The sequence below is a fragment of the Pseudomonas sp. GW821-FHT10C09 genome, from assembly GCF_059415465.1.
Genome location: NZ_JBWKNG010000002.1, coordinates 183,490 through 198,888 on the forward strand (window position 1 = coordinate 183,490; position 15,399 = coordinate 198,888).

The 15,399-nt window shown below is 60.1% G+C and carries 14 protein-coding genes and 1 pseudogene; 3 read left to right on the forward strand and 12 right to left on the reverse strand.

Annotated elements, in window-relative coordinates; translation table 11 throughout:
• Positions 1–6: 6 nt before the first annotated feature.
• The 6 genes from AC07N8_RS02210 to AC07N8_RS02235 all read right to left on the reverse strand — a co-directional run bounded on the left by AC07N8_RS02210 (position 7) and on the right by AC07N8_RS02235 (position 6,875).
• Positions 7–1,338, reverse strand: a complete 1,332-nt coding sequence (locus AC07N8_RS02210) for a DUF58 domain-containing protein (RefSeq protein WP_493142429.1) — start codon at positions 1,336–1,338, stop codon at positions 7–9.
• Positions 1,339–1,486: 148 nt separating this feature from the next.
• On the reverse strand, positions 1,487–2,488 hold the full coding sequence (locus AC07N8_RS02215; protein ID WP_483841808.1) for an AAA family ATPase: 1,002 nt from the start codon (positions 2,486–2,488) through the stop codon (positions 1,487–1,489).
• Positions 2,485–3,648: a DUF4350 domain-containing protein gene (locus AC07N8_RS02220; protein ID WP_493142431.1), complete on the reverse strand. Its 1,164-nt coding sequence runs from the start codon at positions 3,646–3,648 to the stop codon at positions 2,485–2,487. The genes AC07N8_RS02215 and AC07N8_RS02220 overlap by 4 nt, the downstream gene beginning before the upstream one ends.
• Entirely contained in the window at positions 3,645–5,189 is a 1,545-nt protein-coding gene (locus AC07N8_RS02225) for a DUF4129 domain-containing protein (protein ID WP_493142433.1), read from the reverse strand. The genes AC07N8_RS02220 and AC07N8_RS02225 overlap by 4 nt, the downstream gene beginning before the upstream one ends.
• Positions 5,176–6,153 (reverse strand): stage II sporulation protein M, encoded by a 978-nt coding sequence (locus AC07N8_RS02230; protein WP_483841805.1) that lies wholly within the window; start codon positions 6,151–6,153, stop codon positions 5,176–5,178. Before AC07N8_RS02230 ends, AC07N8_RS02225 begins: the two co-directional genes overlap by 14 nt.
• On the reverse strand, positions 6,150–6,875 hold the full coding sequence (locus AC07N8_RS02235) for an RDD family protein (RefSeq protein ID WP_493142435.1): 726 nt from the start codon (positions 6,873–6,875) through the stop codon (positions 6,150–6,152). The genes AC07N8_RS02230 and AC07N8_RS02235 overlap by 4 nt, the downstream gene beginning before the upstream one ends.
• Before the next feature lie 181 nt (positions 6,876–7,056).
• Between AC07N8_RS02235 and sbcB the strand changes: the two genes are divergently transcribed.
• Positions 7,057–8,487, forward strand: coding sequence for an exodeoxyribonuclease I (gene sbcB / locus AC07N8_RS02240; RefSeq protein WP_493142437.1), 1,431 nt, complete (start codon positions 7,057–7,059; stop codon positions 8,485–8,487).
• 112 nt (positions 8,488–8,599) lie between these two features.
• Here sbcB and mvaT read toward each other — a convergent pair whose 3' ends face one another.
• A complete protein-coding gene (gene mvaT, locus AC07N8_RS02245) occupies positions 8,600–8,977 on the reverse strand; it encodes a histone-like nucleoid-structuring protein MvaT (RefSeq protein ID WP_007945872.1) in 378 nt (125 codons plus the stop codon).
• A 338-nt stretch (positions 8,978–9,315) separates the two neighbouring features.
• Between mvaT and purU the strand changes: the two genes are divergently transcribed.
• Entirely contained in the window at positions 9,316–10,164 is an 849-nt protein-coding gene (purU, locus tag AC07N8_RS02250; protein WP_027922916.1) for a formyltetrahydrofolate deformylase, read from the forward strand.
• A gap of 86 nt (positions 10,165–10,250) precedes the next feature.
• A complete protein-coding gene (locus tag AC07N8_RS02255) occupies positions 10,251–10,427 on the forward strand; it encodes a hypothetical protein (RefSeq protein WP_483841802.1) in 177 nt (58 codons plus the stop codon).
• On the opposite strand, the gene gpgF is transcribed toward AC07N8_RS02255, so the two are convergent.
• The 5 genes and pseudogenes from gpgF to AC07N8_RS02280 all read right to left on the reverse strand — a co-directional run.
• Entirely contained in the window at positions 10,414–11,409 is a 996-nt protein-coding gene (gpgF, locus tag AC07N8_RS02260) for a glucosaminyl phosphatidylglycerol flippase (RefSeq protein WP_483841801.1), read from the reverse strand. The two genes, AC07N8_RS02255 and gpgF, sit on opposite strands and share 14 nt — an antisense overlap.
• Positions 11,406–12,182 (reverse strand): N-acetylglucosaminyl phosphatidylglycerol deacetylase, encoded by a 777-nt coding sequence (gene gpgD, locus AC07N8_RS02265; protein ID WP_493142440.1) that lies wholly within the window; start codon positions 12,180–12,182, stop codon positions 11,406–11,408. The genes gpgF and gpgD overlap by 4 nt, the downstream gene beginning before the upstream one ends.
• Positions 12,175–13,287, reverse strand: coding sequence for an N-acetylglucosaminyl phosphatidylglycerol synthase (gpgS, locus tag AC07N8_RS02270; protein WP_493142442.1), 1,113 nt, complete (start codon positions 13,285–13,287; stop codon positions 12,175–12,177). The genes gpgD and gpgS overlap by 8 nt, the downstream gene beginning before the upstream one ends.
• 185 nt (positions 13,288–13,472) lie before the next feature.
• Positions 13,473–14,237, reverse strand: a complete 765-nt coding sequence (locus AC07N8_RS02275) for a methyl-accepting chemotaxis protein (RefSeq protein ID WP_430539927.1) — start codon at positions 14,235–14,237, stop codon at positions 13,473–13,475.
• 93 nt (positions 14,238–14,330) lie between these two features.
• A pseudogene (locus AC07N8_RS02280) lies at positions 14,331–15,362 on the reverse strand (HAMP domain-containing protein); the annotation flags it as partial.
• Between the last annotated feature and the right edge of the window lie 37 nt (positions 15,363–15,399).

Genomic DNA, 15,399 nt, shown 5'->3' on the forward strand with positions numbered 1-15,399 from the left:
GTGCCTCTAAAAAACCCCGGCCTTCTTCCAGCTCAAATACCGCGTCACTAACTCGGCCCCCAGCTCTTGGGGCCGAGCATCCACCACTGGAACTCCATGAGCACTCAACCGCTCATGGAGTTCCGCCCGGGCATTCAAATAATCCACTGTTCCACAATAGGCCAGCGCCTCCGGCAAGGTTTGCACCGGCGCGTGCCGCAAATGGTCGAGCAAGTCTTCGCGCAGACTCGCCACCAGCACCCGATGCTGTTTGCTCAGGCGTTTGACCGCGGTCAGCAGTTCTTCATCGTCTTCATCGCGCAGGTTGGTGACCAGCACCACCAGCGCCCGTCGTTTCTGTCGGGCCAGCAACTGAGTGGCGGCTGCCTGGTAATCGGCGGGGCGTTGGCTGCTGTCGAGGTCGTAGACGCTGTTGAGCAAGACGTTCAGTTGGTCAGTGCCTTTGACCGGGGCCAGGTAATGCGCGCGGTCGCTGGCGAACGTGCTCAGGCCCACCGCATCGCCCTGGCGCAGGGCGATGTAGCTGAGTAGCAGGCAGGCATTCAGGGCGTGATCGAAATGCGCAAGTTCGCCATCCTGGCTGCGCATGTGCCGGCCGCAGTCGAGCATGAAAATAATCTGTTGATCGCGCTCGTCCTGATACTCACGGGCGATGGGCGTGCGTTGGCGGGCGGTGGCTTTCCAGTCGATCTGGCGCAGGCTGTCGCCTTCACGGAATTCTCTCAGTTGGTGAAATTCGAGGCCCAGACCACGTCGTTGTTTTTGGCGTACGCCGAGCTGGCTGATCCAGTTGTCTACCGCCAGCAGTTCACCGCCATAGAGGCGAGCGAAGTCAGGGTAGACGCGGGTGCTGTCGACCGCGTTCAGCAGGCGTTTATCGGACCATAAACCCAACGGGCTCGGAAGGCTGATTTCGCAGTGTTCGAAGCTGAAGTGGCCGCGTTTGAGCGGGCGCAGCCGATAGCCAATCTGGCTCTGCAGACCGGGTTGCAGTTCGACGGACAGGGGCAGGTTTTCGAAACTCAGCCCCGGTGGTACATGGTCGAAAAGGCTTACGTTCAAAGGTTGAGCAAACGCATGTTCAACGTCCAGTCGCACTTCACTCCAGCGACCCAATGCCAGGCTGCCGGGCATGTGTCGGCGCAGGCGCGGTGAGGGCAGGCATCTGAGGCGAATGGCGTCGAGCACGGCCAGCGCGAACAGGGCCAGCAGCAGTCCCCAGTTGATCGACAGAAGGGTCGATGGGACCGTGATTTCCAGTGCCCGCAACGCGCCCAGCACGATGCCGATGACCAGCAGGGTCGCGAGCCAGATCAACAGCAGACGAGAAGGCTTCATCGCAACACAGTTCCTGTGGCGAGGGAGCTTGCTCCCCCTCCAGTGCGCAGCGCTGGCGAGCTCTTCGCCCTGTCAGAAATGTTGGGACTGCTGCGCAGCCCGGCGGGAGCAAGCTCCCTCGCCACAGGGGGGGTACGTATGAGCTTTTTCACAGGCGCGGCGCCGGTACTTGATCGAGCACTTGCTTGAGCACCTGATCGACGTCCAGCCCTTCGATGTCGAGTTCCGGCGCGATCCGTACGCGATGGCGCAGTACCGCCAAAGCGCAGCCTTTGATGTCATCCGGAATCACGAACTCGCCGCCGCGCAGCAAGGCACGGGCTCGGGCGCAGCGCACCAGTGCGATGGACGCCCGAGGGCCGGCGCCGAGGATCAAGCCGGGCCAGGTGCGGGTCGCTCGGGCCAGGCGCACGGCGTAATCCAGAACCTGATCGTCCAGTGGCAAGTCGCTGGCAATGCGCTGCAAGGCTGACACGTCTTTGGCTTGCAACAGGGTGCGCAGCGGTTGCACGTCGAGCATGTCGGCGCGGGTCGAGCGGCTGACCTGGCGGACCATGTTCAGCTCTTGCTCGGCGTCGGGGTAGTCCATGCGCACTTTGAGCATGAAGCGGTCGAGCTCGGCTTCAGGCAATGGGTAAGTGCCTTCCTGCTCGATGGGGTTTTGCGTGGCGAGCACCATGAACGGTTGCGCGATGGGCAGGGCGCGGCCTTCGAGGGTGACCTGGCGTTCCTGCATGGCTTCGAGCAGGGCGGCCTGGGTTTTTGCCGGGGCGCGGTTGATCTCGTCGGCCAGCAGCAGGTTGGTGAACAGCGGACCTTTGCGCAGTTTGAACTGCTCGGTGTTCAAGTCGTAGACGGCGTGCCCGGTGACGTCGCTGGGCATCAGGTCGGGGGTGAACTGGATGCGGGCGAACTCACCGCCGAAACACTTGGCGAGGGCACGCACCAGCAAGGTCTTGCCCAACCCCGGCACGCCTTCGAGCAGCACATGACCGCCGGCGATCAGCGCCGTCAGCACGTCGTCGATAACGCTGTTCTGACCAATCACGGCTTTCTGCAATTCGCCGCGCACGGCCTGGGCCAATTGACTGGCACGCTGGCGTTGCTGGGCGACGTGAGTCGGCGAGCCGGGCTCGATCTGTTCACTCATAGCGTGTTCCTCAAGGTTTGCAGGTGGGCGACCTGACGGCTGAATTCGGCACTGGACAGCCGCTGTTTCGGTCGCGGGCTCATGGCCTGGCTGATTGCGCGTGTGGGTTGGCCGGTCAGGCGTGCGAGCACCAACCATTGCTCGGCGACGCCGAGTTGTTCGAAACCGGGATGACGGCGCCGCACACGGCGCAGGATGTCTTGTTGCAAGGCTTGCAACAGGTGCTGCTGACCCTGGCGGCGCAATATGAAATCGGCGCTGGCGCGCAGGTGTTCCTGGAGTTGGCGACGGCCTTTCGAGGCGGGTTCCAGCAGCGGACCCTGGCGCACGCCAACGTGCCAGAAAGCCAATCCGATCAGCGCAATCAAAGCCACCAGCGCCTGTGGGAAATAACGCCACAACAAGGTCAGCAAGCTGTCGTGATCGGTGTTGAACAACAACGTCACGCTTGTGTCTGCCGTCAAATACCAGAGCAGCCAGGCGTTGTCGTACTGGTCGATGGCGGGGGTTTTCCACAGGTCGGCGTCGGTGACCACGGTGATCGACCCGAGTCCATGGTTGAGCTGCATCATGTGCGTGGCCTTGCCGCTGTTGGCCCAGGCTTGCGCGAGATTCTTCGGGTCTTCAAGGTGGAACGCCGTGTCGAAGCTGGCGTAGGCCGGTGCGTCTTCATCTTCCAGATAGAGCTTGGTCAGTTTGGGATAGGGATCATCCGGGATGCCGGGTGGCGCCTCCTTGAGGTCCTTGCTCAGGGTCTGGTGCAACTGCACCCGATCGAGCAGCAGGTCGTTGCTCTGGCCGGTCTTTTCATCCCACAACGACTGGGCGACAAACAACAAGCGGCCACCGGCCCGCGTCCAGTTCATCACCTGATCTATCTGGCGTGGGGTCATGTTGTAGCGGTCACCCAGCAATAGCAGGCTGTGCTGACGAGGATCGAGGGTGGGTAACACGTCGATGCCGTTGGCATGGCTGACGGTCAGGCCCTGCTTGCGTAAAAAGTGTTCGGCGGCGAGGTAGGGATTGGCCTGTGCTTCAGGGGATGGGCCGTGATCGATTTCCGTCTGGTAGGGCGTGGCTTTCAGGTACAGGTAAATACCCAGTGCGCCGACCAGCAAGGCGATGACCATGCCGACAAACAACCCTGAACGCCGGCTCAATGGGCGGCTCCCGGGCCGAACAACGTGCGCCAGCCGTCACACAGTTCCTGTTGTGAATGCGCGGGTGGCAGGCGATGACCGTAAGCCATGTTTTGCCAGTGGCCGGTCAGGGTTTTACTAAAGGCCAGCAACGCCGGTTGTTGCAGTTGTTCGACTCGCTGGAGTACTTCGCCTTCGGTGTCGGCGGTTTTCAGCGCCATGTGGTGGTCGTGCAGCAAGTGGCTGAGCAAGGCACGATAAAGCAGGCCAAGGGCTGCGCGCGGGTCCGTTTGCCAGAGGCTTTCGGCACTGGTGGCAATGTCGTCAGGCAGGGTTTCGCGGTTGAGGTCCAGGCCAAAAGCCTGCTGCGGAATCGGACGGGCGACTTTGCTTTTCAATGAAGGGCGACGGCTGACGAACGCCTGAAACCAGTCTCGGTAACGCCAGACCAACAAACCGACGCCACCGATCACCGCGCCCCATAACAGCACTTCGATCAGGGTGGCGAGGAAGCCGAATCGCTGACTGTCGAGCAGGGCCAATAAAGCCTTCAGCCATTCGGGCGTCTTGCGGTCGTCCGGGGTTTTTGTCTCGGGTTTTTCTTCGCCAAACCGATAGCGGGTCACCGTTTCCTTGTTCTTGAACGGTGGCTGTTCGAGGAGGGCCTTGATGCTGTCTTTTGATGCCTGGCTGGTCAGCGGTTGATCGAGCAGGCGAGGGCTGTCCGGTGTGATGACGGGCTCGGCGGCCCAGACGTGTTGTGGGCCCGGCACCCACAGGATGGCCGCCAGCAACAGGGGAAGGGCGGTTGTGCTGAGGCGTTGGCGCAATCGCCGGAACACCAGTTCGATGTCCCACGCCTCCAGCACCGTGCGGCGGTTCAGGTAAAGACTGAAGCCACAGGCCACATAGATCGGCTCCCAAATCATCAGCACCAACACATAAAAAGCGTTGATGAGATGTTCCAGCCATCGCCAGTCCTGCACGGCGGCGGTGATCAAGGTCTGCCAGCTCCAGTCGAGTTCGATCTGCTGCGGCAGGAGCAGGTAGAACAACACCATCAAGCCAATCCACAGCGCGCTCTCCAGGTGCACGCCGATAATCGTCAGCCATTGCGCGGCACCGGCATTGCGCTGCAGCAGTACCTGCAAGCGCTGTTCGCGCGCGTGACCGTGGAGGCCTTCGAGTTGCACCACCGGCATCACAAAACTACGGCTCAGGCTCAGGCGGCGCCAGGTCAGGCTGGCCAGCAGTTGCGGCTTGAGCAGGCGCGGCCATTCGCGCAGCGCCTGTTTTAACGTTGGTGTTTCGCCGAACAGGCTTTTGGACAGGATGAACAACGGCAAGCGATCGAACGCCGGTTTGAGCCACCAGAAGATGAACACGGCGAGGGTCGGCGAATCCCAGAAGATTGCCGTGAGCAGGGCGAAGATCGGCAAGGTGACGATGGCCCAGCTGGTCATCAGCAGACGTCGATGGCGCTGGCTCATCAGCACACCCAGGTCCATGGCTTCCCAGGTGCTGCGCGGACGGATCACAACCGTGGCGTCACTCAGGCGCATGGCGAGTCCGTCCGGCAAACAGCAGATACGTTGCCACCAACGCCCAGAGTGCAGCGCCGACCAGGTATTTGGTCATGGGCTCCGGTGCTGTCATCGATGACCAGTACGCTTCGATGAACGCCGCAATCAACAGAAACAACATCACGCCGCAGATCAGCAACACGCTCTTGCGCGCCGCCAGTCGCAACGCTTCGGCGCGGGGCAGGCGACCCGGTGCGATCAAGGCCCAGCCCAGTTTCAGGCCTGCGGCACCGGCCAGGGCGATGGCCGTCAGTTCAAACGCGCCGTGGCCGATCACGAACGACCAGAAGGTTTGCCCATAGCCGACGTGCGTCAGGTGTCCGGCCACCGCGCCGATGATCAAGCCGTTGAACAGCAGGAAAAACGCGCTGCCCAGACCGAAGAACAACCCGCTGGCAAAGGTCTGAAAGGCGATGCCGATGTTGTGCATGATGTAGTAACCGAACATCACCCAGTCTTCACTGGCGGCGCGTTCCGCCGTGCGTCCCAGATGGCCGGCGACGGGGTCGTACATGCTTTGCATCTCGCTGACCTGCTCGGCCGGGATCAGGTTGTAGACCAGGTCCGGGAACAGGTACACCAGCAGCGCGAAGCTGATCAGGCTGCCAAAAAACATGACGCCGGCGGCCAGCACAAAACGCCATTGTTCACGCACCAATCGCGGGAAGTCGGCCAGGATAAAGCCCAGTACGTTGGCGCCCAGTCGGCTGCGATGCCGATACAACTGTTGATGCCCACGCAGCACGAGTTGCTGCAAGGAATCGATCAGGAAACTGCTGTAGCCGCGTTCCCGAGCCAGCGCCAGGTGTTGGCATAGCTGCCGGTAGTCCTTGGGAAAACCGGCGATCCGGGACGCGTCTTTGCCGCGCTCCAGTCGGTCCAGTGTCAGGGAGAACTGCTCCCACTCGGCCTTGTGGCAGGTTTCGAAAAGGCTTTGCTTCATGCGGGCCCCAACAAGCCGCGGGCGATGCCGTTGAGTGCGACCACCGCGTGCGGCGCCGGGACCTGCAACGGTTGAGCAAGGATCGACGCCAGTTCGTGGGCCCGTGCCTCGGAGAGTTCACCCTGGCGTTCGGCGAAACCGAGGATAGCGCGTTGTTCGGGCAGGGTCAGGGCAAAGGCCGGGCGCAGGGGCGTGGCTTCGGGCAGTTGCGGTCGGGTCAGCGGTTGCTCGCGGTAGATCACCAGCGTGCCGGCGGCGAGGTCGCCGAGGCGTTTGAAGGTCGGGTGTTGCAGGCAGCTGATAGCCCCGAGGAAGTAGCCGAACGGCAACAGATCGACGAAGCGCAACAGGTTGCGCAGCAGCGAAGCGGACCAGCCGATCGGTGTGCCGTCGTCCTGCACCACGCGCAAGCCCATCCACTGTTTGCCTGGCGAGCGGCCCTGATTGAGCACTTCGAACAGCACCATGTACCACCAGCTCACCCCGAACAGCAGGATCGAGCCCAGCCCGGCGCCCAGCTTTCCGAGAAACGCCAGGATGATAAACAACAGAGCGAGGATCAGCCCGCGTATGCCCAGGTCAATGGCGAACGCCAGCGCACGGACCATCAACCCGGCCGGGCGCAGTGGCAAGTCGATGCCTTCGGGCGTTTCGACTTGATGCCGCGTATCCAGTGGCGGGTACAGCGTCGCTTTCCTTGGCAGTGCTGTGGTCTCGAGCATGGGCAACCTTATGTGGCCTGTTCGGGATTCGATGTCTACCCGATGCTAGCAGCCTCTCGGGGGAAAACGACATAACTATGTATTGCACGGTGAGTGGCCAGAGGTGATTGAATGACAGATTACTGGCCGGGGCGGGATGTGAACGCCTAGACTTTGCCGATCTTCAGTTCAGGAACAGCCCGTGACCTCGATCTTCTGGTACGACTATGAAACCACTGGCATCAACCCCCGTTGCGACCGCCCGCTGCAAGTGGCGGGGATTCGCACCGACTTCGATCTCAATGAAATAGACGAGCCGGTCAACCTTTACTGCCAGCCCAGTGAGGACATCCTGCCGCATCCGGCGGCGTGCGCCATTACCGGAATCACACCCGGTAAACTGGCTGAACAGGGCTTGAGCGAAGCGGACTTCATGACCCGGGTGCATGCCCAGTTGGCGGCGCCGGGCACGTGCGGCGCGGGTTACAACACCCTGCGCTTCGATGACGAGATGACCCGTTACAGCCTGTATCGAAACTTTTTCGACCCGTATGCCCGCGAGTGGCAGGGCGGCAACAGCCGCTGGGACCTGATCGATGTGGTACGTGCGGCGTATGCCTTGCGCCCCGACGGGCTCGAGTGGCCGACGGATGACGAGGGGCGAGTGACGCTCAAGCTCGAACGCCTGACCGCCGCCAACCACATTGATCATGGCAATGCCCACGAAGCGCTGTCGGACGTTCGCGCCACCATTGCACTGGCTCGGCTGATTCGTGAAAAACAGCCGAAGTTGTATGACTGGCTGTTCAAGTTGCGCAGTAAACAAAAGGTGATGGACCAGATTCGCCTGTTGCAACCGATGGTGCATATCTCCGGGCGATTCTCGGCGGCGCGCAGTTATGTCGGCGTGGTGCTGCCCCTGGCCTGGCACCCGCGCAACAAGAACGCCTTGATTGTCTGTGACCTGCATCTGGACCCCCAGGGTTTGCTGGATCTGGATGCCGACACCTTGCGTCAGCGGCTGTACACCCGTCGCGATCAGCTGGCCGAAGGCGAACTGCCTGTGCCGCTTAAACTTATTCACATCAACAAGTGCCCGGTGGTCGCACCGTTGTCGGTACTTCGACCTGACGATCAGCAACGTCTGGGGCTGGACATGGGGCTTTATCAGGAACGGACGCTGCGGCTAATCGACGCACAACTAGTTTGGCAAGATAAAGTACAGGCGATTTATGCCGGCGAAGATTTCACGCCGAGCCAGGATCCCGAGCAACAGTTATACGATGGTTTTATCGGTGATCGGGACCGACGTCTATGCGAGCAAGTCCGAATCGCGGACCCTGTCCAATTATCACAAGAGCAGTGGCCTTTCGATGACGAACGTTTACCTGAATTATTGTTTCGATATCGCGCACGCAACTTCCCCGACACGTTGAATTTCGAGGAGCAAGAGCGCTGGCGAATGTTCTGTCAGCAGCGTCTGACTTTGGCCGAATGCGGGGCACCCAATACGCTGAATAGTTTTGCCGAAGCCGCGGCCCAATTGAATGAAACTGCTACATCGTTTCAGCGAGAGGTGCTCAATGAATGGCAGAATTATGTCGAAGCATTACGCAAACGTTTGAATCTTTGAAAACGAAAATAAACATGCCTGACTTGCAGGCATAAAAAAACGCCAGCATTCGCTGGCGTTATTTTTTGTCACTTTTCTTCTGTGAGAAGCTATTTGTGACAAGCGCTACGGCTTAGCCCAGCAGGGTAGCCCAGCCTTCAACCACGTCACCGCCCCACTTGGCTTTCCACTCTTTCAGAGTTTTGTGGTTGCCACCTTTGGTTTCGATGACTTCGCCGTTGTGCGGGTTTTTGTATTGTTTAACTTTGCGAGCACGCTTGGTGCCGGTAGTTTTTACTGCACCGCCGCGTGGCGCTTTGGATTTGGACTCTGGATCCAGCAGCGCGATGATGTCACGCAGGGACTTGGAGTATTCGCCCATCAGGGTGCGCAGTTTGCCTTCGAATTCCAGCTCGGTTTGCAGTTTGTCGTCTTGGGACAGGTTCTTCAAACGGGCTTGCAGCTCTTTGATTGCTTCTTCGGTGGCACGATATTCGTTGATCAAGGACATGAGGACTACCTTATGTTGGAGACTGGATGGCAGGGGGACAGTGCCGCAATAATAGTCAGGCTGTTTCATCAAGTAAACATTTAACCGGCGTTTTAATTAAATTAGTTGTCAGGAATAGGGCGCAAATTGAAGAGCTGATTAAATAGTGTGATGCAGTCAACACAGATCTTCACAAATGGACTCTTGATATCGACTAAAAGATCACCACCGCGCGGGGAACGGGTGCTTTCCTGAGCGGCTCCGCAGACCGTGTGCCGGGCAAGACGTCATCAATACTGCAGTTTTGTTGCGTAATCGCTAGAATGGCGGCCTTTGCGAAGTTCTGGAGTTTCCCCCTCATGCGCACTTTTCGGCTGGTGATTGCTTGCCCGGACCGCGTCGGCATCGTTGCTAAAGTCAGTAACTTTCTGGCGTCACATAACGGCTGGATCACTGAAGCGAGCCATCACTCGGACAACCTCAGTGGCTGGTTCTTCATGCGTCACGAAATTCGTGCCGATTCGCTGCCTTTCGGTATCGAAGCCTTTCGCGAAGCCTTCGCGCCCATAGCCGAAGAGTTCTCGATGAACTGGCGCATCACCGATACCGCGCAGAAAAAACGCGTGGTGTTGATGGCCAGCCGCGAATCCCACTGCCTGGCTGACTTGCTGCACCGCTGGCACAGCGATGAACTGGACTGCGAAATCTCCTGCGTGATTTCCAACCATGACGACTTGCGCAGCATGGTCGAGTGGCACGGCATTCCTTATTACCATGTGCCGGTCAATCCACAGGACAAAGAGCCGGCGTTCGCCGAAGTCTCGCGTCTGGTCAAACAGCATGATGCTGAAGTGGTGGTACTTGCCCGTTACATGCAAATCCTGCCGCCGGCGTTGTGCAGCGAGTATGCGCACAAGGTCATCAACATTCACCACAGCTTCCTGCCATCGTTCGTGGGCGCCAAGCCGTATCACCAGGCTTCCCTGCGCGGTGTGAAGTTGATCGGCGCCACCTGCCACTATGTGACCGAAGAGCTGGATGCCGGCCCGATCATCGAGCAGGACGTGGTGCGTGTCAGCCACAGTGACAGCATTGAAGACATGGTGCGTTTCGGCCGCGACGTCGAGAAAATGGTGTTGGCGCGCGGTCTGCGTTATCACCTGGAAGACCGGGTGTTGGTACACGGCAACAAGACTGTCGTGTTCTGATAACAGCGCAATACAGTTGAAATTCGAAGGGCCTGGGCGTTCAATCGCTTCAGGCCCTTCGCCGTTTCTGCACTGAGGACATGACCATGGCCGATCCATTGGACAAAGCTACTTCCAAGGCGCCCGCTACTTTGGGCGAGGGTTGTCTGAGTCGTTATGACCCGGAGGACATGAGTCCGGAAGACGGCACGGAGTTTCCCGGTGCTGCCGAGTTGTGGGAACAGTTACAGCAAGACCCCGAAGACAAGATCAAGCCTGCTTGAACTTCATCAACTTCCTTAATAGCGGCCGTCCCAGCATCAACAAAAACACCGGGCCACCCGCGATCAGATAGAAGTAATAAGTCACCGCCCGCCAGATCAGAATCGCCGCAGCTGCGGTTGATTTACCCACCATGGGCGCCAGCAAGGCTGCCGACGTCAACTCCGCCGCCCCGGCGCCGCCCGGCAGCAGGCTGAATTGCCCTGCGCTGAGCGACAGCATCTGGATCAGGAAGCACCAGGCCCACTGCAAATCCGCCCCCAGCCCGCGCAATGCCAGGTACAACACGCTGTAGCGCAATACCCAATGCACACAGGTCAGCGCAAACACTGTGATCAATGTCTGCAAGGGCAACTTCAATGTGTCAGTGAATGCGGCGAGGAAGTGCAGGAGTTTTCGTGCCCAGCGCAGGCGCGTCGTGCTTTTGACCTTCAGGCGAGCCAGTAACCGCCCGCTCAGGCGAATCAGCAGACGATGGTAGCGGGCGACCATCACGCAGCAGACCAACCCGCCGAACATTGATATCACGCTGACGGTCAGTAGCCATTCCATGCGCTGGCTGAGGTGCTGGAACAGCGCATAAATCAAAATCCCGCTCAACGCACAGAGAAAAAACAGCAGGTCGCTGAGTTGATCCATGGCGAACACCGCGCTGCCCTTGGCCGGTCGCACGCCATTGCGCGCCAGCAACGCCATGATCGCCAGCGGTCCGCCACTGCCGCCGGGTGTGGCGCAATAGGCAAATTCGGCGGCCATGACCACGCCGAGACTTTTGAGCGGGCTGACCTTGTCACGCTGATCACCCAGCAACAGGCGCAGGCGCAGGGTGTTCACCCCCCAGCACAGCAGAATCATGCCGAACATGATCAGCAGCCAGCTCACTGGAAAACTTTGCAGCCGCGCCCAGGTCTGGTTGCCGCCCAGCAGCAGCGGGATCAGCACTGCCGCCAGCAGGGCGACGAACAGCAGAATGCCCCGGCTCATGCGGCGCGACCGATCGGGGTGCGTTGCAGCGCCAGCCATTGCGATTTGGTCATCGGCACGCGCCCGCCGTCGAGCAAGCGCTTGAGGGTTTGCAACCAGTAGTGACGGGAGAACTCGTGGCGCATGTCCACCGGGTGCAGGCCCAGCCGAATGACCGGCGCGGCTCGCCATTGTTGTTCGCGTTGATCGCTGAGCAGTTTCGACAGGCCCCGGCGCCAGGCACTGCGTGCACTCCAGACCAGGCCGGGTGCATCAATCGGGGTGAAATCCGGCAGTTGATACAAATGCTGCGAATCGCTGGTGTAGTGCAGTGGCAGTTGGCGCAAGGCCTCGCGCGTCCCTTCGCTCATCAGCCAGGCCGGGGCGACAAAACCTTCCAGCGGCCAGTTGTAACGATCAAAGACCTCAATGCCGGCGCGCAACCGGTCGAGCGCGGCGTGTTGCGACAGGGTGTAGAACTCGCCTTCATGGGTGTAGATCCGACGCATGAACCAGTCTCGCGGGGTGCCGGGCGGTGGGCCCTCATCGCAATGAAAGTAGCCGTGCAACGCCAGTTCGTCACCCCGCGCAACACGATGAGTGAGCACATGTCGAAATTCCGGATGAGCCTCAAGGCTGTTGTGTCTGTGAAAATCCGGCACCACCAGCCAGGTCATCGGCACCTCGCCCAAGGCGTCGACGGCTTCAACGAAAGGTAGATAGTCGGCCAGGGTGGGCGGCGCAACGTCGTGCAATACCAGTAACACGCTGGGCGAAGTCATCGGGTTAACCATTGGCCGCCTGCGGCCATTGGCTGCCGAGTACGGCGTGATAATGCCCCAGCAGGCTGTTGACCACCGTGTCCCAACTGTATTGTCGCTCGACGTGACGGCGCGCTGTTTTGCCCAGCGCCACGCTGCCCTGACTGAACAACTCGCGAACGGCATTGGCCATGGCTGTCGAATTGTTTGGAGGGCAGAGCAAACCGCATTGCTCCGTCACAATTTCCGGAAAGGCGCCGGCGGCCACGGCGACCACCGGAATGCCGCTGGCCATGGCTTCGAGTATCACCAGCCCGAACGTTTCCTGGTCGCCGGCATGCAACAAGGCATCGGCGCTGGCCATTAATCGCGCTACGTGGGTGGCCGGGCAGAACCCATCGACCACCGTGACGTTGTCCGGCACCGTGGCCGGCATAGAAGAACCCACCAGCAGCAAATGAAAACGCGGCCCCAGACGTGCCATGCACTTGAGCAGCACCGGCAGGTTTTTTTCCTTGGAGCCGCGCCCGGCGAAAATCAGCAGATGGGTGTTTTCATCAATGCCCAGTTCGGCGCGCAGGCCGGGGTCCCGGGCCTCGGGATTGAAGGTGTTCAAATCGACGCCCAAGGGTTGGACGTAGACGTTTTTCACGCCCAGTCCGCTCAGTTTGTCGGCCATGACCCGGCTCGGCGCCAGCACCCGGTCGAAGTTGCCGTAGAGCTTGCTGACGTAGGCTTCAACGTTAGTGGTGACCCAATTGCCCATTCGGTTGCTGACCAGCAGCGGCAAATCCGAGTGATAGAAACCGATGACGGGGACATCCAGTTGGCGCCGCGCGTCGAGTGCCGCCCAGGCGGTGAGGTACGGGTCGCCTACTTCGATCAGATCGGGCTGTAAATCCTGCAGGACGTTTCGCCAGGGAGCGAGGCGAAGGGGAAAACGATAGCCCTTGCCAAAGGGCAGGGCGGGGGCGGGAACCGTGTAGACGCCATCCGTTTCACTCAGGTGCGCGCCGGGAATCAACAGACTGTGGCGAATGCCTGGCTTGATCCCCAAGCGACGGTGCTTGGCATCCAGATACGTGCGCACGCCACCGCTGGCCGGGGCGTAGAACATGGTGATGTCCGCGATATGCACGATGAGCGGCCCTCCGGTCTGTTGTTCTCCCTTGGTTGACCTTTATGAAGGATAGATGTTCGGTTGGGGTTTTGTGGTGTCAGGCAGATTGCCTTCGCGAGCAGGCTCGCTCCCACATTTGATCGTGTGAACTACACAGATCCAATGTGGGAGCGAGCCTGCTCGCGAAAGGGATGGCTCAGATATCAGATTCGGAAACTGCCTACCAACTGCTTCAGCCGCGAAGCCTGCTGCTCAAGGTCCGAGCACGCGCGCAACGTCGATTGCAGGTTTTCCACGCCTTCCTGGTTGAGCGTATTGATCTCGGTAATGTCGACGTTGATCGACTCCACCACCGCCGTCTGCTCTTCAGTTGCCGTGGCCACCGACTGGTTCATCCCGTCGATTTCACCGATGCGCAAGGTCACGCTATTCAACCGCTCGCCTGCCAGGTTGGCGATTTCCACGCTGTCCTGACTGTGGCGCTGGCTGTCGCTCATGGTGCTGACGGATTCGCGGGCGCCAACTTGCAGCTCCTCGATCATGGTCTGCACCTGTTGCGCCGATTCCTGCGTGCGGTGCGCCAGGTTGCGCACTTCATCGGCCACCACCGCGAAACCACGGCCGGCTTCACCGGCGCGGGCTGCTTCGATGGCCGCGTTGAGTGCCAACAGGTTGGTTTGCTGGGAAATGCTGGTGATCACTTCGAGGATCTGGCCGATGTTCACGGTTTTGCTGTTCAGCGATTCGATGTTGGTGCTCGAGGCACTGAGCATGCTCGACAGCTGATTCATCGCCTTGATGCTGCGGTCCACCACTTGCTGGCCGTCTTCGGCCAGGCTGCGGGCGTCGCTGGCCTGACTCGACGCTTGCGCGGCGTTACGGGCGATTTCCTGGGCGGCGGCCCCGAGCTGATTGATCGCGGCGGCGACGCTGCTGGTGCGCGAGGCCTGCTGATCGGAGTTGAACATCGACGAGTTCGAGGCGGCGACAACACGCAGGGCCACTTCGTTGACTTGCCCGGTGGCCGAGGACACTTCGCGAATCGAGGTGTGAATACGTTCGACAAAACGGTTGAACGCGGTGCCGAGGATGCCGAATTCATCATTGTTCTGGATGGTCAGGCGCTTTGTCAGGTCGCCTTCACCGTCGGCGATGTCTTCCATGGCGCGGGTCATGACGTGCAGCGGCTGGATCAGGATGCGGATCAGCATGCCCAGCAGCGCGATGATGATCGCCACGGCAATGATGGTCGCGACCAAGGCCGAGGCGCGGAACGAACTGAGCATCGAGAAGGCTTTGTCCTTGTCCACCGAAAGGCCGATGTACCAGTTGACCGATGGCAGGCCTTTGATCGCGGTAAAGGTGACGATACGGGTCTTGCCGTCGACGTCGACCTCACTGAAGTCGCTGCTGATGCGCGGGGTATTTTTCGGGTACGCCTCGCTCAGGGACTTCATGACCAGGGCTTTGTCCGGGTGCACCAGGATCTTGCCGTCGGCGCTGACCAGGAAGGCGTAACCCATGCCGGCGAAATCACGGGCGCTGAGGGTGTCGATCAGGGTTTGCAGGCTCAGGTCACCGCCCACTACACCGACGCTTTGCCCGGCCTTCTTCGAGGCGGTGGCGATGGAAATGATGGTCTGGCCGGTGGCCGCGTCGATATACGGTTCGGTCAGGGTCGCGGTGCTGCTGCTTTCGGCGCCTTTGTACCAAGGGCGAACCCGTGGATCGAAGCCGGCCGGCATCTTGGCGTCGGGGCGAATGGTAAAGCTGCCGGTGGCATCGCCCAGGTAGGACGCCATGAAGGTCGACGTCAGGGCTTTCTGCTCGAGCAGGCTGGCGACGTTGGACTGTTCAGGGTTGATGGCGATGTTTTGAGCGAGGCTGTCGATCAGCAGGATTCGACCGGCCAACCAGGTCTGGATGTTGTTGGCGGTGACGTCGCCCATCTCATTGAGGTAATTGTCCAGGTCTTCGCGGATGGCGTTGCGCTGTAAATAATCGTTGTACAGGGTGAACGAGGCGAAGGCAGCAATAACAATGAGGGCGGCGGCAAGCAAAATCTTATGGCTGAAGCGCAGGTTTTTGTTCATGGCTTGGGGTTCCGCTAAGGTCTTATTGTTCTGGGCG